Source organism: Stenotrophomonas sp. FW305-3-2-15-E-LB1 (assembly GCF_058787375.1).
In genome coordinates this window covers 111328-131081 of record NZ_JBYSZR010000005.1, presented here as the reverse complement: position 1 = coordinate 131081, position 19754 = coordinate 111328, and the positions used below count along the sequence as shown (strand labels likewise).

At 64.0% G+C, this 19754-nt stretch carries 20 protein-coding genes and 2 pseudogenes; 12 read left to right on the top strand and 10 right to left on the bottom strand.

Translation table 11 applies throughout. The features are described 5' to 3' along the window. Window positions 1-24: 24 nt before the first annotated feature. The 4 genes from AC3WL7_RS05825 to AC3WL7_RS05810 all read right to left on the bottom strand — a co-directional run bounded on the left by AC3WL7_RS05825 (window position 25) and on the right by AC3WL7_RS05810 (window position 3038). Entirely contained in the window at window positions 25-1218 is a 1194-nt protein-coding gene (locus AC3WL7_RS05825) for an aldo/keto reductase (RefSeq protein ID WP_313270315.1), read from the bottom strand. Between the two features lie 59 nt (window positions 1219-1277). Beyond that, complete coding sequence (locus AC3WL7_RS05820) at window positions 1278-1637, bottom strand: cyclophilin-like fold protein (RefSeq protein WP_313270313.1); 360 nt, start codon at window positions 1635-1637, stop codon at window positions 1278-1280. 306 nt (window positions 1638-1943) lie between these two features. After that, the gene (locus AC3WL7_RS05815) at window positions 1944-2438 is read right to left on the bottom strand and encodes a hypothetical protein (protein ID WP_313270311.1); all 495 of its coding nucleotides are present in this window, start codon (window positions 2436-2438) and stop codon (window positions 1944-1946) included. A 39-nt stretch (window positions 2439-2477) separates the two neighbouring features. Continuing rightward, window positions 2478-3038: a DUF6152 family protein gene (locus tag AC3WL7_RS05810; RefSeq protein ID WP_313270309.1), complete on the bottom strand. Its 561-nt coding sequence runs from the start codon at window positions 3036-3038 to the stop codon at window positions 2478-2480. Between the two features lie 187 nt (window positions 3039-3225). Here AC3WL7_RS05810 and AC3WL7_RS05805 point away from each other — a divergent pair, with 187 nt between their 5' ends. Together AC3WL7_RS05805 and AC3WL7_RS05800 are read left to right on the top strand one after the other, a co-directional pair. Then, window positions 3226-4140, top strand: a complete 915-nt coding sequence (locus AC3WL7_RS05805; protein WP_313270307.1) for a LysR family transcriptional regulator — start codon at window positions 3226-3228, stop codon at window positions 4138-4140. Continuing rightward, window positions 4107-4619, top strand: coding sequence for a zinc-binding dehydrogenase (locus AC3WL7_RS05800; protein WP_313270305.1), 513 nt, complete (start codon window positions 4107-4109; stop codon window positions 4617-4619). Before AC3WL7_RS05805 ends, AC3WL7_RS05800 begins: the two co-directional genes overlap by 34 nt. Here the strand turns inward: AC3WL7_RS05800 and AC3WL7_RS05795 are convergent. Both AC3WL7_RS05795 and AC3WL7_RS05790 read right to left on the bottom strand, forming a co-directional pair. Continuing rightward, window positions 4607-4885, bottom strand: coding sequence for a GFA family protein (locus AC3WL7_RS05795; RefSeq protein ID WP_492749652.1), 279 nt, complete (start codon window positions 4883-4885; stop codon window positions 4607-4609). The two genes, AC3WL7_RS05800 and AC3WL7_RS05795, sit on opposite strands and share 13 nt — an antisense overlap. Window positions 4886-4987: 102 nt before the next feature. Continuing rightward, complete coding sequence (locus AC3WL7_RS05790) at window positions 4988-5944, bottom strand: LysR family transcriptional regulator (RefSeq protein ID WP_313270302.1); 957 nt, start codon at window positions 5942-5944, stop codon at window positions 4988-4990. Between the two features lie 150 nt (window positions 5945-6094). Here AC3WL7_RS05790 and AC3WL7_RS05785 point away from each other — a divergent pair, with 150 nt between their 5' ends. From AC3WL7_RS05785 to AC3WL7_RS05775, 3 genes are all read left to right on the top strand, one after another. Further along, window positions 6095-6652 carry a flavodoxin family protein gene (locus AC3WL7_RS05785; RefSeq protein ID WP_313270300.1) on the top strand — a complete coding sequence of 186 codons (558 nt, stop codon included), beginning with the start codon at window positions 6095-6097 and terminating at the stop codon, window positions 6650-6652. A 17-nt stretch (window positions 6653-6669) separates the two neighbouring features. Further along, window positions 6670-7734 carry an NAD(P)-dependent alcohol dehydrogenase gene (locus AC3WL7_RS05780; protein ID WP_313270298.1) on the top strand — a complete coding sequence of 355 codons (1065 nt, stop codon included), beginning with the start codon at window positions 6670-6672 and terminating at the stop codon, window positions 7732-7734. 102 nt (window positions 7735-7836) lie between these two features. Next, entirely contained in the window at window positions 7837-8241 is a 405-nt protein-coding gene (locus AC3WL7_RS05775) for a nuclear transport factor 2 family protein (protein ID WP_313270296.1), read from the top strand. Between the two features lie 622 nt (window positions 8242-8863). Here the strand turns inward: AC3WL7_RS05775 and AC3WL7_RS05770 are convergent. Beyond that, window positions 8864-9107, bottom strand: a pseudogene (locus AC3WL7_RS05770) (transposase); the annotation flags it as partial. 462 nt (window positions 9108-9569) lie between these two features. Between AC3WL7_RS05770 and AC3WL7_RS05765 the strand changes: the two are divergent. The 6 genes and pseudogenes from AC3WL7_RS05765 to AC3WL7_RS05740 all read left to right on the top strand — a co-directional run bounded on the left by AC3WL7_RS05765 (window position 9570) and on the right by AC3WL7_RS05740 (window position 13806). Then, complete coding sequence (locus tag AC3WL7_RS05765) at window positions 9570-10115, top strand: cyclin-dependent kinase inhibitor 3 family protein (RefSeq protein ID WP_313270294.1); 546 nt, start codon at window positions 9570-9572, stop codon at window positions 10113-10115. Between the two features lie 120 nt (window positions 10116-10235). Continuing rightward, window positions 10236-11090 (top strand): annotated as a pseudogene (locus AC3WL7_RS05760) (PA0069 family radical SAM protein); the annotation flags it as partial. A gap of 133 nt (window positions 11091-11223) precedes the next feature. Beyond that, window positions 11224-11586 (top strand): hypothetical protein, encoded by a 363-nt coding sequence (locus AC3WL7_RS05755; protein ID WP_492749651.1) that lies wholly within the window; start codon window positions 11224-11226, stop codon window positions 11584-11586. Between the two features lie 137 nt (window positions 11587-11723). Further along, on the top strand, window positions 11724-12356 hold the full coding sequence (locus AC3WL7_RS05750) for a hypothetical protein (protein ID WP_492749650.1): 633 nt from the start codon (window positions 11724-11726) through the stop codon (window positions 12354-12356). Between the two features lie 584 nt (window positions 12357-12940). Continuing rightward, entirely contained in the window at window positions 12941-13216 is a 276-nt protein-coding gene (locus AC3WL7_RS05745; RefSeq protein ID WP_492749649.1) for a hypothetical protein, read from the top strand. Beyond that, entirely contained in the window at window positions 13213-13806 is a 594-nt protein-coding gene (locus AC3WL7_RS05740) for a hypothetical protein (protein ID WP_492749648.1), read from the top strand. The genes AC3WL7_RS05745 and AC3WL7_RS05740 overlap by 4 nt, the downstream gene beginning before the upstream one ends. A 189-nt stretch (window positions 13807-13995) precedes the next feature. On the opposite strand, the gene AC3WL7_RS05735 is transcribed toward AC3WL7_RS05740, so the two are convergent. From AC3WL7_RS05735 to AC3WL7_RS05725, 3 genes are all read right to left on the bottom strand, one after another. After that, window positions 13996-14703 carry a 2OG-Fe(II) oxygenase gene (locus tag AC3WL7_RS05735; RefSeq protein WP_313419962.1) on the bottom strand — a complete coding sequence of 236 codons (708 nt, stop codon included), beginning with the start codon at window positions 14701-14703 and terminating at the stop codon, window positions 13996-13998. Between the two features lie 108 nt (window positions 14704-14811). Then, complete coding sequence (locus AC3WL7_RS05730) at window positions 14812-15828, bottom strand: class 1 fructose-bisphosphatase (RefSeq protein ID WP_079224491.1); 1017 nt, start codon at window positions 15826-15828, stop codon at window positions 14812-14814. 332 nt (window positions 15829-16160) lie between these two features. After that, a complete protein-coding gene (locus AC3WL7_RS05725; protein ID WP_200732570.1) occupies window positions 16161-17363 on the bottom strand; it encodes an amino acid aminotransferase in 1203 nt (400 codons plus the stop codon). Between the two features lie 168 nt (window positions 17364-17531). Here AC3WL7_RS05725 and AC3WL7_RS05720 point away from each other — a divergent pair, with 168 nt between their 5' ends. After that, the gene (locus AC3WL7_RS05720; protein ID WP_492749647.1) at window positions 17532-19646 is read left to right on the top strand and encodes a TonB-dependent receptor family protein; all 2115 of its coding nucleotides are present in this window, start codon (window positions 17532-17534) and stop codon (window positions 19644-19646) included. The last annotated feature ends 108 nt before the right edge of the window (window positions 19647-19754 follow it).

The following is a 19754-nucleotide window of genomic DNA, read 5'->3' as shown; positions in this document are numbered from 1 at the left end:
CGACTTCCCGCGATGTCCGATAATTCAGTCCTTGCCGATCTGGTCCATCTGCTTGGCGTCCATGCGGCCACCGTGGACGGTGATCCTGGCCATGCCGGCCTCGATCTCGCGCAGGTCTTCCGGCGTGAGGTTCACGTTGATCGAACTGAGGTTCTCGCGCGCATGGTCCAGGTTGGTGGTGCCGGGGATGGAGACGATCCAGGGCTTTTGCGCCGCCAGCCAGGCCAGAGCGATCTGCGCGCGCGTGGCGCCCTTCTTCTCGCCGAAGGCCTTGAGGAAGTCGAGGATCGGCTGGTTCGCCTTCATCACCTCGGCGCTGAAGCGTGGGAAGGTCTTGCGTAGGTCGGTCTTCGCATCGAATTTGGCCTGGGCATCCAGCGGCAGCTTGCCGGGCAGGAAGCCCTGACCCAGCGGCCCCCACGGCACGAAGCCGATGCCCAGTTCCTCGCAGGCCTGCAGCACGCCGTTGCGCTCGACGCTGCGTTCCATGATCGAGTACTCGGTCTGGATCGCGGAGACGGGCTGCACGGCATGGGCGCGGCGGATGGTCCGTGCGCTCGGCTCGGACAGGCCGAAGTGCAGCACCTTGCCCTGCTGGATCAGGTCCTTGATGGTGCCGGCCACGTCCTCGATCGGCACGGTCAGATCGACGCGGTGCTGGTAGTACAGATCGATGCGATCTGTCTTCAGGCGCTTGAGCGATTCCTCGACCACGCGGCGGATGCGCTCGGGGCGGCTGTCCAGGCCGTTCGTGCCGTCGATCTTGAAGCCGAACTTGGTGGCGATGGCGATGTGGTTGCGCACCGGACCCAGCGCCTCGGCGACCAGTTCCTCGTTCACGTAGGGGCCATAGACCTCGGCGGTGTCGAAGAAGGTGATGCCGCGCTCATAGGCGTCGCGGATCACACGGATGCTGGTGGCGCGGTCCACGCCGGGTCCATAGTGGCCCGGGCTGTTGCTCATGCAGCCGAAACCCAGCTCGGATACTTCCAAGTTGCCCAGCTTGCGCTTTCCGATGGTGTAGGCCTGGCTGGTGGCGCCACCGCCGTCACGGCGTTGAGCGGTCTGCGCCACGGCAGGCGTCGCCAGCGATGCGGCGCCGATCGGCAATGCTGCGCCAGCCGCAGCGATGCCGGCCGCCTTCAGGAAGCCGCGTCGGTCGGCGGCCACAACAGACTCGTCTGCGGTCTCGCGATCATTGATGTTCTGCGTGCTCATGTTCGATGCCTTTCAGGTTCGGATGGATACAGGGACAGTGGGCCCGGGGCGCGGAGGCGTCAGTCGGGGACGCGCTCGATCCTGACCGCCAGCGGACCGGGCCGCTGCAGCGCAGGCAGGCCCGTTTCCACCCCGCCGAGCCGCATCAGATCGCCCGTGTAGTTGCCGGTCCCGTCCTCGACGAAGATCGCCAGATTGCCCCATGGGGCGTAGTAGGCGAGGTCGCCGGCCTTCACCGGGACCGTGCTCTCGGCGCTGCTCCGGCTGAGCTTTTGCGGGAGATCGGCAATGCGCTCGATGCGCGCGTAGTCGGTCAGCGTCAACGACAGAGGCAGCAGCGCGGCGAACTCCCGCGCAGTGGCGTTGTCGTGCAACGCCGCAGTTGCCACCTGACCGTCGACCGTCAAGCGAATCTTCATAAGGGCCTCCTGTGCGGTTGCGGGCGAGTCACCGATGACGGACGCATCGCCCGAAGCACCACTACCGCATGCCACCATTCCCAGGACCGAGCCAAGGAGCACGGTTGGGGTTTGGCGTCTCAGCCATCTCCGGGGCATCGGTATTTACTTTTTCATCCCCTGAATGTTGAGCCACGGAGGTCAACCTGACTAGCTAATGAAATCTTCTAGGCCATATTAGCTTCGCTAATTAATGGTCGTATGCGACCGTCATCAGGGGGCAAACAACGGATCGAGGTTCGGCGTCGATCCGGAGCGCCGCGAAGATCAGGTGTAGGCGAGGAGCCGGCCGGCGAAGAGCACGCCTGTCCATGCGGTCAGCGACACGCTGGCCCCAACGCGGGCGGCCCCCGGGGTCACCGCGGCGTCCGTCCACTCATTGACGCGGCGATAGACGCCGTGGTGGAACACCAGCACGTTGAGGCAGGCGAGGATCAACAGGCCCAACTTCCATGGCGCAGCTCCGGTACCGACGACCACAGTCGCCTGCGCGCTGAGCAGCGCGATGCCCGTGATGACTGTGATGGCAAAGCCGATGTGGGAGACGGGCAGCAGATGGCGCGCGGCCGTGGTGACGGACACGACACGGTGTCCCAGCCCCAGCAATCGGAGGTCGAAGGTGAAAGCCGGGCCGACAAGAAGCGTGATGCCAAGGATATGGCTGGCTTCAAGCACGGGGTAGAGGTATTCGGCGTTGCGCACCGTCTCTCCGAGCGCGGAGCCCTGCAACAGCTTCAGCAACGCGTTGAGCCAATCAGGCATGTCCGTTCAATTCCTCCGCTTGGTGCGACAGCGCGCGCCTTATCGCGGCAGCGGTGCTCTCACCGGCAGCGTGTTGCCGAGCACCTGGTTCACGGGCACGGCGTCAGGCCCGTACCAGAACACGACAGGCCGAAACATGCCGTCGTCCGTGCGATTGATGTAGCCGACCGCCTGGAAACGCTCCCCGACCTTCAGCGCGCGGCCCAGTCCCCACCTGCCGGACCAGGCCGGCGGCGCGATGATGATCTTCAGCGCCTTGTGGGGACCCTTGTACGAGGGAGCGGCATTGACCCGGGTACTGTCCTCGGGATCTTGCAACTCCTTGGGAATCGCCAGCTTGGGCGTGCGAGCGGGCAGGTTGCTGTCCAGGGCGACATCGAACAGGGAGTGCGGATTACCCCAGACACCCTCCGACGAGACAGTTCCTGCGACGTAGACGAGATGGTCCGTGTCGAAGCCCGCCCACCCGTGATGGGCGAACGCCGGCGCGGCCGGCACCAGCGTGGCCGTCGCCAGCGCGGCAGCGCCGAGGATCATGCGCCGGCGGCTGCGCGATACGGTTGTATCCCCATGGATGCGTTTGCGATCGGTATTTGCCATTCGTTTTCTCCGCGTTCATCGGTCGTGCCACGAAACCGGCAGGTTTTGATTTTTGACCAACCCAAGGCATCGGCATCGACTTTTTCATGCCCTGAGTATTGGCGCGTAGCAGGCAGCTTGACTATCTAATGAAAACTTAAAAGGTATATTAGGTGTACTAATCAGTGATCCATGGAAGACTTCTGTCATGGTCAAACGCAATCTCAACGATCTCCTGTACTTCGTGACGGTGGCGCGGGAAGGCAGCTTCACGCGCGCCGCCTCGCTGCTGGGCGTCACGCAGTCGGCGCTCAGCCAGGCCATCAGCGGTCTGGAGACGCGGCTGGAGATTCGGCTGCTCACGCGCACCACGCGCAGCGTGTCGCCCACGGCTGCCGGCGAGCGCCTGCTCAAGGCCATCGGCCACCGCTTCGACGAGATCGACGCGGAACTCGATGAGTTGACGGAAATGCGGGACAAGCCCGCTGGCACGGTGCGCATCACCTGTGGCGAGCACATCCTTCGGACCACGCTGCTGCCCAAGGTGACGCCCTTGCTGATCGAATACCCCGACATCAAGGTCGAGTTCGACATCAACTACGGATTCCGCGATATCGTGGCCGACCGCTTCGATGCAGGCGTGCGGCTGGGCGACACCATCGACAAGGACATGATCGCGGTGCCCATCGGGCCGCAGTTGCGCATGGCGATCGCGGCTTCGCCTGCCTATTTCGAGAAGCACCCCATCCCCAAGACGCCACGCGACCTGCTCAAGCACAACTGCATCAACATGCGCATGCAGACCGCGGGCGGCATTTACGTCTGGGATTTCGAGCGTCGAGGCGAGGCATTGAACGTGCGGGTCGACGGTCAACTGATCTTCAACACCTCGCCCAGCATGGTGGACTCGGCGGTGGCAGGGTTGGGAATCGCGTCTCTGCCCGAGGAAGAGTTCGCGCCGTACCTAGACGACGGGCGACTGGTACGCGTGCTAGAGGATTGGTGCCCGCCGTTCCCTGGCTATTACCTGTACTACCCGAGCCGCAAGCAACCCTCCCATGCGTTCTCGCTGGTTCTTGATGCGCTGCGGTGGACCGCGCCTGCCAGTTCCAAGAAGCGATAACCCGATTTCGCGGCGCAACCGTCACGATGATCAGCCGCAGCGCCGACAAGGCCGCCGACGCACGCTCGCTCGGCGCCGATCATGTGCTGTTGTCCACCGACGCACAGGCCTTGGCCGCAGCGACGAATGGCTTTGACGTCATCATCGACACCATTCCGGTCCAGCACGACCTGAAGCCCTACTTGCCCCTGCTGGACCTCAACGCGACTCTGGTGATGGTGGGCCAGATCGGAACGATGGACGGTTGCGATAGCGCTTCGCTGGTATTCGGCCGCCGTCACATCACTGGCACGCCGGTTGGTGGCATCGAACAGACGCAGGAGATGCTGGATTCTTGCGCAGACAAAGGCCTTTCGCCCGAATGCGAACTGATCGAGATTCGGGACATCAACGACGCTTTCGACCGCATGGAACGCTCCGATGTACGCTATCGCTTCGTGATCGACATGGCGTTGCTAGGTGAGGCTCAGGCGGCCTGATGACCGAAGCGGGGTTCGCCAGCCTTGCTGTTGCGCGCTGGGTATCTCGGTTGGCAAGGTAAGCCATTTGAAGCGGCGGCTCGCCCAGATCTGCCGCGCCGGAACACCCAGTTCGTGCCCCTGATTCCCGGCGCGGGAATGTTCATCCGGAAGACCGTGCCGGACTGCCGTTGACAGTCGCGGCAGTGGCAAATCATGACCGTGCCGGGATCGACCTCGGCTTCATAGGTAATAGCGCTGCAATGGCATTGTCCATCGACTTTCATCGTCCACTCTCTCCATGTGGTGCGCGAGGCTCGCGCGGATTGATCGCTGCCGCCGAATCCCCGGACTGCGATGACCAATTTAGCCCTTAACGCGCGGTGCTGTCAGGCGACAAAGGCGGTCAGCGAATCCAGTGGAACATGCAAGGATTTGTCGGCGGAAAAGGCTTCCAGGAGGTGATCGACCACCACCCGGACGCGCGGGGCGATCAGCGCACGGTGCGGGTACTGGATCACCATTTCATACGAACCAGGATGGTGCAGGGTGTGCATGACGACCTTCAGCCTTCCCGCTTTCAGGTGCTCCCAGGCGAGATGGACGGCAACCTGCGCGACGCCGATGCTGTCGAGCGCGGCCGCCACCAAGGCCTCCGGCGCGGACAAGGTAAGAACCGCTGTTTCCGTGGGGTCCACGGTCGTGATGCTCCCGTCCTGCGCCTTGAAGCTCCACGGATCGACGGTGCCTGCCAGGAAGCGCCGTGCCACCAGACGGTGCCGGCCAAGATCCCCAGGTGTGCGCGGAACGCCCCGCAGTTCGAGGTAAGCGGGCGATGCGACCAGGACGGTATTGAGTCGACAGACCGGCCGTGAGATGAGGGCCGAATCCCGGATCAGCCCGCCTCGCAGGGCGAGGTCGTAGCCGTCCCGCACGAGATCGACCACCCTGTCATCGAAATCCACGGCGATGGACAGTTCGGGGTACCGGGCCAGAAGGCTGGGCAGCAGGGGCATCAGTTGCTCTTGACCGATCGCCACACTGGTCGAGATGCGAACGCGTCCATACGTTTCGCCGCGCTGCGCGGCGACGGTCTCGACGGCGGCGTCCAGTGCATTCAGCGCGACCCGTGCCTGCCTCAGAAACGCCGCGCCTTCCTCTGTCAGGTTCAGCGTGCGGGTTGTCCGGTTGAAAAGACGAACGCCCAGCGCCTTCTCCAAGCCTGCAATGTTCTTGCTGACGGCGGCCGAGGTCACGCCCAGCAGGCGGGCGGCGGCTGCGAAGCTGCCCGTGTCCGAGGCCTGGACGAACGAGAGGATGGCCCGTACCCGATGCGATGTATCCACGACTTCAGTTCCTTACCCGCCCCCGCCCAAGCGGGGATGCTCCCTTAATTATCAACCTTGAGTTATGAACTATTCAACCAATTAGATACTTCCGGTAATTCACAAGCGCGCGCAAGATGTGGGACATCAAAGGACTAAGCGGAAGAATCCATGTCTATTTCTATCGTCTACGACAGTGGCACGGGCCACACCAAGAAGCAGGCTCAGGCCATCGCCGAAGGCGTTCACAGCATCCCCGGGGCCGAAGCCCGATTGATTGCGGTGGCTGACGGCCCGATCGACTGGGAGGCGCTGGCCGCCAGCGACGCCATCATCTTCGGCTCGCCGACCTACAACGGCACGATCAGCGCACGCTTCAAGCAGTTCATGGAGGAATCGACCCGAACCGCCTGGGTGCCCCAGACCTGGCGCAACAAGATCGCCGCCGGCTTCACCAACTCCGGGTCCATGCACGGCGACAAGCTCAACTCGCTGGTCACTCTGGCGCTGTTCGCCGCCCAGCACGGCATGGTCTGGGTTGGTCTGGACCTGTTCCCGGGCAAGGGCAATGACGAAATGAACCGTGTCGGCGGCTGGCTGGGCGCGATGGCGTTCTCCAAGGACGAGTCGCCGGAGCTGTCCCCCATCAAGAGCGACCTGGACACCGCCCAGCACCTCGGCAAGCGCGTCGCCGAACTGACCCAACAGTTCGTCGCCGGCCGGCGCTGATACAGGAGGACCGCATCATGAGTACCTTGGGATATGCAGCACATTCCGCGACCGACACGCTGGCGCCGTTCCAGTTCGAGCGGCGCGAACCGCGGCCCGATGATGTTTTGCTGGACGTGCTCTACTGCGGCGTCTGCCACACGGACCTGCACATCGCGCGCAACCACGGCGGCTACACGCGCTATCCGGTCGTGCCCGGGCACGAGATCATTGGCCGGGTCAAGCAGGTAGGCAGCGCCGTCACCCGCTTCAAGGCCGGCGACACCATCGGTGTCGGCTGCATGGTCGATTCCTGCCAGCACTGCAACCCTTGCCAGCACGGCTTCGAGCAGCATTGCACGGAAGGCGCCACCTTCACCTACAACGGCACCGACCGCCACGACCACCTGCCGACCTTCGGCGGCTACTCCAAGCAGATGGTGGTGTCCGAGAAGTTTGTCCTGCGCATTCCGGACGGATTGGACCTGGCCGGCGCTGCGCCGCTGTTGTGTGCCGGCATCACGACTTGGGAGCCGCTGCACCAGTGGGGCGCGGGTCCCGGCAAGAAGGTTGCCGTCGTCGGGCTCGGTGGCCTGGGCCACATGGCCCTGAAGCTGGCCAAGGCGCTCGGTGCCGAGGTCACGCTGTTCACACGCTCGCCGGGCAAGGAAGACGATGCCCGCCGCCTCGGCGCCGATCACGTCGTGCTGTCGAGCGATGCGCAACAGATGGCGACCGTCGCCGGCCAGTTCGACCTCATCGTGGACACCGTCCCCTACGAACACGACGTCAATCCCTATCTGCCGACGCTGACCTTCAACGGCACGCTCGTCCTGGTCGGCTACATGGGGCCGTTGAATGAGCCTGTGGCGGCGGGCGCACTGGTGTTCGGCCGCAAGGCCATCGCCGGGTCCTTCATCGGCGGCGTTGCGGCAACGCAGGAGATGCTGGATTTCTGCGGCAAGCACGGGGTCACGTCGGACGTGGAGGTGATCTCGATCCAGCAGATCAACGAAGCCTACGAGCGCATGCTCAAGAGCGACGTCAAGTACCGCTTTGTCATCGACCTGGCATCGCTGCAGGCAGAGCCTGAACCTGCTTGAGGGCATTGGGATGACGCCCTCAAGCACCCGTGCCCGCTGCATTCACTGCCCAGGCGCGCGGTGCTGCATGCATCCGACATCATTTTGAATAAGGAAAACGCCATGTCTAAGGCAGACAACATCGCCCTCGCACGCAAGCTCTACGACTCCGGTGCTGCGCCGGAAGTGGCCCGCGAGGTCCTGGCTCCCGATCTGGTCTGGGACATCACCCCCGGCTTTCCCTTCGGCGGTGTGTACCAGGGCCTCGAAAGCACGTTCAAAGACTTCTTCGCCAAGCTCGTTCCGCTCTTTGCTACATGGGGCACCGAAGCGATGGAGTACTACGGTGACGAAGAGAACCACGTCTTCGTGGTGGGTCAGTACCACGGGGTGACCAAGGACGGGAAGAAGGCCGACGTGCGCTTCATCCACCTGTGGACCGTGCGCGACGGCAGGCTTGCCGCGCTCAAGCAAGCAGCCGACAGCCACGTCGTCCAGCAGGCCCTCGGGACGTCGCATCATCACTAGGAAGACACTTTTCGTGTTGACCGTGGCCGATCACTGGACGCTGGCCGAGGGCTTCCAACAGCCAACTGGATTCGGGGCCGAAGAGACTGTTCTTCGCAGAGGTTTCGAGGCAAGCCATGACAGATTAATTTAGACATAGCGCTACCGCAACGCCAAAATCTCCGTCATCGCACGCAGATACTCCTGGACCTAGGGGGGGCAATTGCAGAGATTCCTTTCAGTTCGCGGGCAGATGCCGGCAATTCCGCCTCCCCAGAGAGCCGATGTAGACAGTTCTGCATCTCAACCAGCCTCGTGTGAGGCGGACCATTTTGGGCATGGAAGGACGCTCCATCCACTATGCCTGGCCGCCGCCCTCGTTTCGCCTCTTGCGGGCGTAGCCCAGCCACGCCAGAGTCAGCAAGCACCGGCTCACAGCCGCCACGACACTGAAACGCCCAGGTTGCTTTGGACAACTACCGATCATCTGAGTGTCCGCTTTTGGCCGGCAGCGGACATCGCCGAGAGAAGGAAATTAGACTGCGAAGCGGAATAGGCTTGAGCTCGCCTCCGTCCGGCTTGTGGCGGTGCTAGGATCCGGCCATGGACATCGGTTGGACAACCTTAGCCGTTGGCGTGGCTTATCGACCACGCTCCGCACCAGCAACCTGCGCGCCGGTGCGGTCCCACTTTCTTCGCAACGCATCCTTGATGACGTCTTTCTCGAACACCTGCTCGGCCAGCAGCTTCTTCAGGCGTGTGTTCTCGGCCTCCAAGTCCTTGAGCCGCTTGGCGCCGGGCACGCTCATGCCTCCGAACTTGCTGCGCCACAGGTAGTACGAGGCCTCACTGAAGCCATGCTGGCGACATAGGTCCTTGATCTGCATGCCCGCCTCGGCCTCACGCAGGAAGCCGATGATCTGTTCTTCGGAAAGGCGCTTCTTCACGTCCAATCTCGTCGCTGAGGATTTGACTCCAAACCGCCGAGCTACTCAATCTTGGGGGGACGTCGCCATCTCTCCCTGGACGATTCAGTAGCGGCGGCAAGCGGACGATCGATAAGCGTGCATCTCAAGACGCGGCGAGGCTGGGCCTAGGCCTCACTGCTCTCTGGAACGCCGTCCCGCATGCTCGTTCCAACGTCGAATGGGGCTTGGCTCCTCTCCCAGGCGTTGGGCAATTCTGCGCTGCTTCTGGGATTCAGCCAGACCCAATCCGCACCACTAGGCTCACCGTTGGACTTTCAGATTAAAAGGGCGCAGCGTTCGCTTCCCGCCCAATGGGTTCATTGATTTCGGAGAGCGCCGGTGAGCAGAACAAGTAGCTCCCATCCACTGCAGATTGCGACCATGCCCATCGGGATCAATGGCGGTGCGATCGGCGTCACCTTTGCACCGGGAAAGCATCAGGACGTCGCAATGACGGGGTCTTGGGCCCGAGACTTGGATATCGATCTAGCGTCGATAGTTGCGTGGGGAGCACAGCATCTGATCACGTTGATTGAACCGTGGGAGTTCGAAGAGCTACGAATTACCTCCTTGGCAGAACGTGCCAAAGCGCATGGCTTGATGTGGCACGGCCTGCCGATTAAGGATGGTGCGGCTCCTGATGCACGGCTGCTTCTGCCATGGCAATCCACAGGACCCCAGCTCGCCGCCGAGCTCTTGTCCGGAAGCAGGATCGTGGTGCACTGCAAAGGAGGCCTAGGGCGGGCGGGGACCGTCGCGTCGATGCTTCTCATTGACACGGGCTGCGCTTTAGACGGCATCGATGCGATCGCTAAGGTGCGCTCGGTGCGGCCTGGTGCAGTGGAGACAGCGGAGCAGGAAGAATTCATCCTGAACTGGCCTGCTCGCGGAGCCTCAAGTCTGGGGGTAGCCGCAATGCCCCGCTAACCTACCCTTTACCGCCCTAGGCTGGAATGCAAGAGGACGGAACTCCGCAGGTAGTCTGTAGGGAAGCCGCCGTAGGGGACGCAGTGCTGAACACTTTTCCTCGAACACATATAGTGCTGCTGCTCATACTGCTTCGCCCGGCCTTCGCACGCCTATCTGAACCTGTCGCCGGGCCTGGACTTCGAGACCAAGCTGTTCGCCAAGACCAACGCACCGCAACTGCTGCGCAAGGAACTGTCGAAGCCCGGCTATGTGCCACAGCCGATTGCACTGGGCATCAACACCGATGCCTACCAGCCGATCGAGCGCAAGCTCAAGCTGACCCGCCAGCTGATCGAAGTGATGCTGGAGACCAGGCATCCGTTCTCGCTCATCACCAAGAATGCGCTGGTGGAGCGCGATATCGATCTGCTGGCACCGCTGGCCGCAGAGAACCTGGTCAGCGTGCACTTCTCGGTGACCTCGCTGGACCCGCACCTGTCGGCGAAGCTGGAACCGCGCGCGTCGGCACCGCACGCGCGGCTGCGCGCGATGAAGCGCCTGCACGAGGCAGGCATTCCGGTGGGCGTGATGGTGGCGCCGGTCATTCCGTGGATCAACGACAGCGAGCTGGAGGCCGTGCTGGAAGCCGCGCATGATGCCGGCGCCGGCACCGCCGGTTACGTGCTGCTGCGCCTGCCGCTGGAGGTAGCGCCGCTGTTCCGCGACTGGCTGAACACGCATCATCCCGATCGCGCTGCACACGTGATGAGCACCATCCAGCAGCTGCGTGGCGGCAAGGACTACGACAGCCAGTTCGGCACGCGCATGCGCGGCCAGGGCGTGTATGCGGATCTGCTGAACAACCGGTTCAAGCTGGCGCGAAAGCGTCTTGGGTTCAACGCGCAGAACAGCCATTGGCCGAAGCTGGATTGCAGCCGGTTCCAGAAGCCGTTGCCGCCGCGGAAGGAATCGCCACAGGGGTCGTTGTTCTGATTCCCATAAAGTCGAACTTGCTCGACGGATGTTGAAGGCAGTCGAGCAAGCTCGACTCTACGGGGTGGACGTGGCGCCCCGCTTCGGCCAAGAATCGGGGCGAGGCCCATGAAGGGCCGGACAGGAGATGTCCGTGAACGATGGTGTACTTGCCGCGGCGATCGCCGCCTCCGCTGCCAACACCCATCCTTGGATGCAGGCGCAGCATCGCCAGGTGCTGGAGTACTTCGAGCAGCGGCAGGCGTTTTCGCAGGCGACCTCGATTCCGTTGGCCGCATTCGATGTGGAGCTGGAAGAGGTGCTGTACGACATGATCGACGACGGCCTGGTCGAGGTCGTGGCGACCGACCGCTGCTACCTGGACCGGCAGACGCTGCTGCAGCGCGTGCAGGACGACGATCGATCGGCCGAGCGCCTCAACCGCGTGCTGCTGCGCTACGTAGTACCCGTTCTGGTGATCGTGCTGATCGCCGTGGGCGCAGCGCTGGCCCTGTAGAGTCGAGCTTGCTCGACTGAGCGCGCGACAAAGAGCCGTCGAGCAAGCTCGACACTACGAACACGTCACCCCCCGAACAACTCACGCGGAGGGCGATGCAATGAGGGCCCCATGCGCAGATCTACAAGGAGGCGGGTGTGATCGTACTCAGTCGATTGCACGCGCGATCCATTACGTTGGCGATGCTGGCTTGGCTTCCGACGGCAGCCGCCGCAGCGGATCGATCTGCGTTCTTCGTCAGCCATGCGTCATCGATTGAAGACACGTGCCTTGACTTTGATACGAGAAGCTTGCCCTTCTCGTGCCACAGAATCTCCGATGGTGAACAAACCGTCGTCGCTGTGAGGGACTTCGAGCGTACCTGGAATGCCGACCGTTCGAGTTTCTCAAAGCTGACGGTAGTACTTCCCGAATCCCCGCGTGTCGGGCAGGTCTTCACTATCGGAGAGCAGGGAGTACGCGCGTTCTTCAGCAACGGAGCAAGCGCTTTTGCAGGCAAGAGTGGCTGCTACAGCACGGCCGCTACGGGTGAGGTCACCGTCGACGCAGTCGAGCGTCACCGTGTTGAGGTTTCGTTGCGGGCGACGTTCACGCTCGCAAGCCCTTTGGACTGGCCCGGAGACTGCAATGTTCCTGTCAGCATCCATCGTGCAATCAAGGCCGGCAGCGCGAACATCGCCGAACTCGGTGCGTGGGAGGGGAGGCCGCATGCCGATGACTCTCCCTTTGTAGAGGCGCATCCCTCAAAAAGGCAGTTGGAGCCAGGCTGATACCTTCTGCTGTATTCGTCGCTTCGACCTTGCATCAAGGACATCTGGACATCCGCTTGACTGGACCACTGGAATCGCGCTCAAGGGAAGCATATGGGCCAGGTGATACCCACCGCTTTGATCTATCTTCTTGGACTCATCGGCGCAGGTGCCGTTGGTATCCTTCCGGTACGTGTCATGAGAATCCTGCGCGATCTCCGCAGCGTTCGAGGGAGCATGCTCAGGAAGGCATCATCCGTAGCCGCGAAGCTCGCTATCGCGGCCGCTGCATTGCTGGTCGAAGCTCAGATCCTTCGGCCGCTCTTCGGGTGCCTTGCTGGAGCGTACTGTGGTCCTGGTGTAGCAAGCGGATGGAGTTACCTGGCAGCGCTTGGCGCGACCTACCTGGTGTTTGAAGTCCTCGTGCTTCTGCTGCAGCTTGTATACAGAGAAGGAGCGCAACAAGTGGCACCAGGAGAATAGAGTCGAATGCTTCGCTTCCACGCCACAGTCCGCGAGGCACCCGAGACGTCTGCCGGCGCTGGTGCTTGTTGCCGCTGGTCTGATGCCGGCCTTTCACTGGTGTTTGGAACCGGGACGTAGAAATGAGATTGCCGTTCACCTTCTCCTGCCCGGCCTGCAGGGCAGCCGGGCAGAGGTTTCCGATCTACCAGGCAATCGAAAGGAAGACCTGCACCCGCTGCAGCAGCTGTGGATCGGAAGTGGCTATGGCGCCTCTGGGACTGATCTTCGTTGCCAGCATCCTGACAGCGCAATGGTTCTGGGGCATTGCGGCGCTGATCGCGCAGGGCGTTCTGACCTGGATGCCGGGGATGTATCTCCACTCGCGAAACGCCACGCTTTGTGAGTGCGCACAATGAAGACATTTATCCATGTGACCTGTTCCTGTTTCCTTCTCGCGCTCGGAGCGCAGCAGGTCCACGCACGTCAATTGCACGAATGCATCGTCGTTCCGCAGGCCACGGTCGTCACTGACATGCCGGCCGGCCTGGACGAGTTCGAACAGCGTCTGTGGGTAGCAAATACAGGCCAGAGGGTGCGCAAGGGCACGGACACCCTCCTTTTATTGCGCCTCTTCTCGGACTCGCCGGGCGTGATCGATTCCCAGCAATACACCAAGATCACCGGCAGCCTGAAGGGGTACAAGCCTTCGCCGGAAGGGACGCCAGAGGTAGTGGATGCACGTCTCACAAGTGGCAGCGCGGGCTTCGCGCACAAGGGAGACTACTGGCTGTCCGATTCAGCGGACGTCGAACTACATCAGCCGCACAAGGGCGATAGTCGGATTGAAGTCAAAGTGACGGCTGTTGGGTGGAACAGCTATCGAAAAGAAGACCGTTCCTTCCATCTCCAGTTCACCTGTCAACTCAAGGAAATCCCTGTCGAGAAGCTCAATGCTTGGCAAGGAGGCAACGACAATCTCTGGGGGTCCTTTGGACCCGCCAGATAGCTGAGCGGTATCAATCTGTACCTATCATGGATGCGGAACAGATACGCCTACTGGTTCAAGTCGATGTATCCGAACCCATGCGCACATGACATGAAGAACATCTACTGGCTTGGCATCGCGTTGTTCGGTGCAGTGGCGGGCATGATTCTCCATCGCCGCCGCCCACGGTAGCGTCGAGCAGGTCCGGCCTCACCCGCCAAACAACTTCTGCGCGCTCTGGAACAGGATCCAGCTGGTGGCGATGAACTTGTCGCCGCCCTGCGGCCGGTTGCCGCGATGGGTGTGGGTGAACGCGGTCGGTGCAATCAGCAGGCTGCCGGTGCGCGGTGCGATCTTGCGGCCCTGGAACAGGAACTCGGTCTCGCCCTCTTCAAAGTCGTCGTTGAGGTACAGCGTCCACAGCACGTGCCGGTGCAGCGTCTCCGCCTGCGCATCCTTCGGGTACAGCTCGCAGTGCCAGTAGGGGTAACCGCCCTCGCCCGCCGCGTACCACTGCAGGTTGATGGCGCCGGGGCGCAGGCAGGTGCGGGCGAGCTCGGCCAGCTGCTCCGGTGCCATGTCGGGGAAATCCTCAGCTGACAGTCGGCGCGGCTGGCCGTTGCTGTCCTGGATCTGCAACATCAACGGTGCAATCAGTGCCTGTGGATAACGACGTAGATAAGTCTGCAGCCCGGCGAAAACCGCCTGTTGCAGCGCGTTGTCCACATCGCGCCAGGCATCCAGCCCGCTGATGCGCAGATCCTTGCTGTGCTTGAGTTCGGGGAATACGCCACTGCCTACTGCACCGGGTTTCAGGCCCTGGCTGTTGCGCATGCGGGCGACGATGGCGGCGCAGACGTCACTGGGGACGGCGTTGTGGATGACTTCGATGAAATCGACCGGGCCCGGCTCGTGCATGCGTGCAATCCTTCGGCGGCAAGGGCTTGATGGTGCCGTTTGCCGCCGCTGCTGTCACCCCGCGGTCATGTCATCGTACTGCCATGACCGCTGTAGGGATGGCCGCCTTCAAACGGTCTTCGCGTCATGCTCCTGGTGATAACGCACCGCTTCGGCCACTTCCTCGCGCGAGCCGAGGAACACCGGCACGCGCTGGTGCAGGTGGTTGGGCTGCATGTCGAGGATGCGCTCGCGACCGGTCGAGGCGGCACCGCCGGCCTGCTCGACCAGCAGGCCCATCGGGTTGGCTTCGTACATCAGGCGCAGCTTGCCGGCCTTGTCCGGTTCCTTCTTGTCCCACGGGTAGATGAAGATGCCACCGCGGGTGAGGATGCGATGCACGTCGGCGACCATGCTGGCGATCCAGCGCATGTTGAAGTTCTTGCCGCGCGCGCCTTCCTTGCCGGCCAGCAGGTCCTGCACGTAGCCCTGCATCGGGGCTTCCCAGTGGCGCTGGTTGGACATGTTGATGGCGAACTCCTGGGTGGCCGCCGGAATCTGCATGTTCTCGGTGGTCAGCACGAACTCGCCGGTCTCGCGGTCCAGGGTGAAGGCGTGGGTGCCGTGGCCGACGCTGAGCACCAGCTGGGTGCTGGGTCCGTAGATGCAGTAACCGGCGGCAATCTGCCTGCTGCCCGGCTGCAGGAACGCTTCATCGCCCGGCAGTTCGACGTTGGTCGGGCAGCGCAGCACCGAGAAGATGGTGCCGACGGAGACGTTGACGTCGATGTTGGAGCTGCCATCGAGGGGATCGAACAGCAGCAGGAAATCACCGCGCGGGTAGATGTCCGGCACCGGCTGGCTGTGGTCCATCTCTTCCGATGCGCAGGCGGCGAGGTGGCCGCCCCAGGCGTTGGCTTCCAGCAGGATCTCGTTGCTGATGACGTCCAGCTTCTTCTGTGCTTCGCCCTGCACGTTGCCGGTGCCGGCTTCGCCGAGTACGCCGCCGAGGGCGCCCTTGCTGACGGCGATGGAGATGCTGGTGCAGGCGCGGGCGACCACGGCGATCAGCTGGCGCAGGTCGGCGTTGATGCGGCCGGCGTGCTGTTCCTGGATCAGGAAGCGGGTCAACGAAGTACGGGACATGAGCGGACAGGTCTCGGCAGCGGGAAAACGCCTATTGTCGCTGCTGTGCGCGGCGCGTGCGTGATTGGTTTGAGGCGAAATCGTTTACAGGGGCGTTGCGCTGTGCGGCGCGTTCTCTTGTTCGAGGCGCGCGGGAGGGGGAGACGATGCAGGACACGCTGCAAGTACGTCCCTGTAAGCTCGATGGCGCCATCCATGGCGCCAACGGTCCTGCATCGCCTCCCCCTCCCGCGCGCTTCAGGGTTCGCCGCGAGCGCGGGGCGGATATCAAAGGCAGAGCAAAAACAAAGGCGCCTTTCGGCGCCTTTGTTTCAGTACCTTGCGGCGTTGCTTCAGCCCTTGGCGACGGTGGCCACGGCCTTGGCGACGTATTCCAGGTTGTTCTGGTTCAGCGCGGCCACGCAGATGCGGCCGGTGCCGACGGCGTAGATGCCGAACTCGTCGCGCAGGCGGTCGACCTGCTCACGGCTCAGGCCGGAGTAGGAGAACATGCCGGCCTGTTCGTTGATGAAGGCGAACTGCGGGGCACCGGCGGCGGCGAGCTTTTCGACCAGGCCCTGGCGCAGGGCGTGGATGCGCTCGCGCATCTCGGTCAGTTCCTGCTCCCACATCGCGCGCAGGTCCGGATTGGTCAGCACGCCGGCCACCAGCGCGGCACCGTGGGTGGACGGGCTGGAGTAGATCGTGCGGATCACGCGCTTGACCTGCGACTGCACGGCCTTCGCATCGGCGGCGGTCGGGGCAACCATCGACAGTGCACCCACGCGTTCGCCATACAGCGAGAACGACTTGGAGTACGAGTTGGCGACGATGAAGCTGTCGATGCCGGCTTCGGCGATGATGCGCACGGCGGCGCCATCCTGCTCGATGCCCTTGTCGAAGCCCTGGTAGGCCATGTCGATGAAGGGGAACAGCTGCTTGTCCTTCAGGACCTCGGCCACCTGCTTCCACTGGCTGACGGTGAGGTCGGCGCCGGTGGGGTTGTGGCAGCAGGCGTGCAGCAGCACCACGGTGCCGGCCTGCAGCTTCTGCAGGTCGGCCAGCATGCCGTCGAAATCCACGCCATGGGTGGCGGCGTCGAAGTAGGTGTACTCGACCACGTCGAAACCAGCGGCACCGAACACGGCGCGGTGGTTCTCCCAGCTCGGGTTGCTGATGGCGATGGTGGCGTGCGGCAGCAGCTTCTTCAGCACGTCGGCGCCGACGCGCAGCGCACCGCTGCCACCGACGGTCTGTGCGGTGGTGACGCGGCCGGCGGCCAGCAGCGGCGAGTCCTTGCCGAACACCAGCTCACGGGTCGCCTGCGTATAGGCAGGCAGGCCGTCGATCGGCAGGTAGCCACGCGGTTTGGCTTCGGTGGCGAGCTGCTGCTCGATCTGCTTGACGGCGCGAAGCAGCGGAATGCGGCCGCTCTCGTCGTAGTAGATGCCCACACCCAGGTTGACCTTGGTCGGGCGGCTGTCGGCGTTGTACGCCTCGGTCAGGCCCAGGATCGGGTCGCCCGGGACCAGTTCCACGTTTGCAAAGAAGGACACGGCGGTACTCGTTCTATTTGAGGGGGAGAAGAAGCGCGGGTCGTGAAGCGGCGGCCGTCGGCCGCAGCCCTGCCATCGTAACAAAGCGTGCCACCGGCGCGGCGGCCATCGTCACGCTGCAGCCCGTACCATGCCGTGTTGTTTCCCCGCCGTGCGTATAGCTGAACGATGAACGAGCCCCTGGCGCCCCACCGCCTGCCCCTGCTGATCGCCCTGCTGCCGCTGCCGGCACTGGCGCAGACCGACGCCCCGCAGCAGCTGCCGACCGTGGAAGTGCAGGCCGCGCGTGTGCAGGGCATCGATCCGTTCGCACTGCCGGCCAGCCAGGACACGGTGTGGGTGGGCGACGACCGCAGCGGGCCGGGCGTGCAGGTGTCCGAGGCGCTGGCCGGGGTGCCGGGGGTGCTGGCCCGTGACCGGCAGAACTATGCGCAGGACACCCAGCTGTCGATCCGCGGCTTCGGCGCGCGCTCCACCTTCGGCGTGCGCGGCGTGCGGGTGCTGATCGATGGCGTGCCGGCCACCATGCCCGACGGCCAGGGCCAGCTTTCGCATGCGAGCCTGCTGGGCGCCGAGCGCATCGAGGTGCTGCGCGGGCCGTTCTCGGCCCTGTACGGCAACTCCTCCGGCGGCGTGCTGCAGGTATGGAGCGCGCAGGGCAAGGCCGGCGACCCGTGGCGGCTGCGGGTGAACGCCGGGGCCGACAACACCCTCAGCGTCGGGGCGCAGCTGCGCGGTGCCGGCCCGGTGGTGGACTACAACATCGCGGCCAACCACTTCCGCACCGACGGCTGGCGCGACCACAGCCGGGCGCGGCGCGAATCGCTCAACGCACGGCTCGGCGCTGAAGTGGGCGGCGGCCGCCTGGAACTGCTGCTCAACGCACTTGATGCGCCCGACGCGCAGGACCCGCTGGGCCTGACCCGCGCGCAGGTGGCGGCCAACCCGCGCCAGGCCACGGCCGTGGCCGAGCAGTACAACACGCGCAAATCGGTGCGCCAGCAGCAGGCGGGGCTGCGCTGGACGCGCGAAAGCGGCGCCCAGCGCTGGCAGCTGATGGGCTACGCCGGGCAGCGCGCGGTGACCCAGTTCCTGCCGATCCCGCCCACCGCGCAGGCCAACCCGCTGCACGCCGGCGGGGTGATCGACCTGGACGGCGGCTATGGCGGCATGGACGCGCGCTGGGGCTGGAACGGCGATCTTGCCGGACGCCCGCTGGACGTGGTGGCGGGCATCAGCGCCGACCGCCAGCGCCAGCACCGTACCGGCTACGAGAACTTCGTCGGCAGCACCCTGGGCGTGCGCGGACGGCAGCGCCGCGACCAGATCGACATCGTGCAGAACCTCGACCAGTTCGCCCAGGCGTGGTGGCAGTGGAGCCCGCGCTGGTCGCTGCTGGCCGGGCTGCGGCACAGCACCGTGCGCTTCGAATCGGATGACCGCTACATCACCGCCAGCAACCCGGACGACAGTGGCCGCCGGCGCTACCAGGCGACCACGCCGGTGGCCGGGGTCAGCTTCGAGGCGACCCCGCAGTGGCGCCTGCACGCGGCCGTCGGGCGCGGTTTCGAGACCCCCACCTTCAACGAACTGGGCTACCGCAGCGACGGCCAGGCCGGCCTGGCGCTGGATCTGTCGGCCGCGCGCAGCCGCAACATCGAGGTCGGCAGCAAGTGGCATGCGCAGAGCGGAACCCAGCTCGATGTCAGCGTGTTTCGTGCCGTTACCGACGATGAGCTGGCCGTTGCCAGCAATACCAATGGCCGCAGCACCTACCGCAACATCGGCCGCACCCGCCGCCAGGGTGTGGAGCTGCAGTACCACCAGCCCCTGGCCGAGCAGTGGGAACTGCAGCTGGCTTGGACCTGGCTGCAGGCGCAGGTGCGCTCGCCGTACCTGACCTGCGGCGGCAGCGGCTGCCGCGTGCCCAACACGGTGGTGGCGGCCGGCAGCCGGCTGCCCGGTGTGCCGCGGCAGCAGGCCTTTGCCCGCCTGCAGTGGTCGCCCGGCGACTGGCAGTGGGCGCTGGAAGCCAATGCCAGCAGCGACACGGTGGTGAATGACCTGGCCACCGAGCGCGCGCCCGGCTACACGGTGCTGAACCTGGAAGCCGGCCGCCAGTGGACCCTGTCCGGTGGCGACCTGCGCGCGTTCGCGCGGCTGGACAACCTGCTGGACCAGGCCTACATCGGCTCGGTGATCGTCAACGATGGCAACGGCCGCTTCTACGAACCGGGCCCGGACCGGCGCGCCAGCGTGGGCCTGCAATGGTCGTGGCGCTGACCGATTCGGACGCGCTGCGTTACATACGCTTACATCTTCACGAACCGGTAACGCGGAGCGCGTCGCTATCATGACGCAAATGGGAATCGATCCCATTTGAATCTCCGA

What these genes read in the sequence shown, in the direction of transcription:
- AC3WL7_RS05825 (WP_313270315.1), bottom strand. Translation starts at nt 1,218, where the DNA reads ATGAGCACGCAGAACATCAATGATCGCGAGACCGCAGACGAGTCTGTT.
- AC3WL7_RS05820 (WP_313270313.1), bottom strand. Translation starts at nt 1,637, where the DNA reads ATGAAGATTCGCTTGACGGTCGACGGTCAGGTGGCAACTGCGGCGTTG.
- AC3WL7_RS05815 (WP_313270311.1), bottom strand. Translation starts at nt 2,438, where the DNA reads ATGCCTGATTGGCTCAACGCGTTGCTGAAGCTGTTGCAGGGCTCCGCG.
- AC3WL7_RS05810 (WP_313270309.1), bottom strand. Translation starts at nt 3,038, where the DNA reads ATGGCAAATACCGATCGCAAACGCATCCATGGGGATACAACCGTATCG.
- AC3WL7_RS05805 (WP_313270307.1), top strand. Translation starts at nt 3,226, where the DNA reads ATGGTCAAACGCAATCTCAACGATCTCCTGTACTTCGTGACGGTGGCG.
- AC3WL7_RS05795 (WP_492749652.1), bottom strand. Translation starts at nt 4,885, where the DNA reads ATGAAAGTCGATGGACAATGCCATTGCAGCGCTATTACCTATGAAGCC.
- AC3WL7_RS05785 (WP_313270300.1), top strand. Translation starts at nt 6,095, where the DNA reads ATGTCTATTTCTATCGTCTACGACAGTGGCACGGGCCACACCAAGAAG.
- AC3WL7_RS05780 (WP_313270298.1), top strand. Translation starts at nt 6,670, where the DNA reads ATGAGTACCTTGGGATATGCAGCACATTCCGCGACCGACACGCTGGCG.
- AC3WL7_RS05775 (WP_313270296.1), top strand. Translation starts at nt 7,837, where the DNA reads ATGTCTAAGGCAGACAACATCGCCCTCGCACGCAAGCTCTACGACTCC.
- AC3WL7_RS05765 (WP_313270294.1), top strand. Translation starts at nt 9,570, where the DNA reads ATGCCCATCGGGATCAATGGCGGTGCGATCGGCGTCACCTTTGCACCG.
- AC3WL7_RS05745 (WP_492749649.1), top strand. Translation starts at nt 12,941, where the DNA reads ATGAGATTGCCGTTCACCTTCTCCTGCCCGGCCTGCAGGGCAGCCGGG.
- AC3WL7_RS05740 (WP_492749648.1), top strand. Translation starts at nt 13,213, where the DNA reads ATGAAGACATTTATCCATGTGACCTGTTCCTGTTTCCTTCTCGCGCTC.
- AC3WL7_RS05735 (WP_313419962.1), bottom strand. Translation starts at nt 14,703, where the DNA reads ATGCACGAGCCGGGCCCGGTCGATTTCATCGAAGTCATCCACAACGCC.
- AC3WL7_RS05730 (WP_079224491.1), bottom strand. Translation starts at nt 15,828, where the DNA reads ATGTCCCGTACTTCGTTGACCCGCTTCCTGATCCAGGAACAGCACGCC.
- AC3WL7_RS05720 (WP_492749647.1), top strand. Translation starts at nt 17,532, where the DNA reads ATGAACGAGCCCCTGGCGCCCCACCGCCTGCCCCTGCTGATCGCCCTG.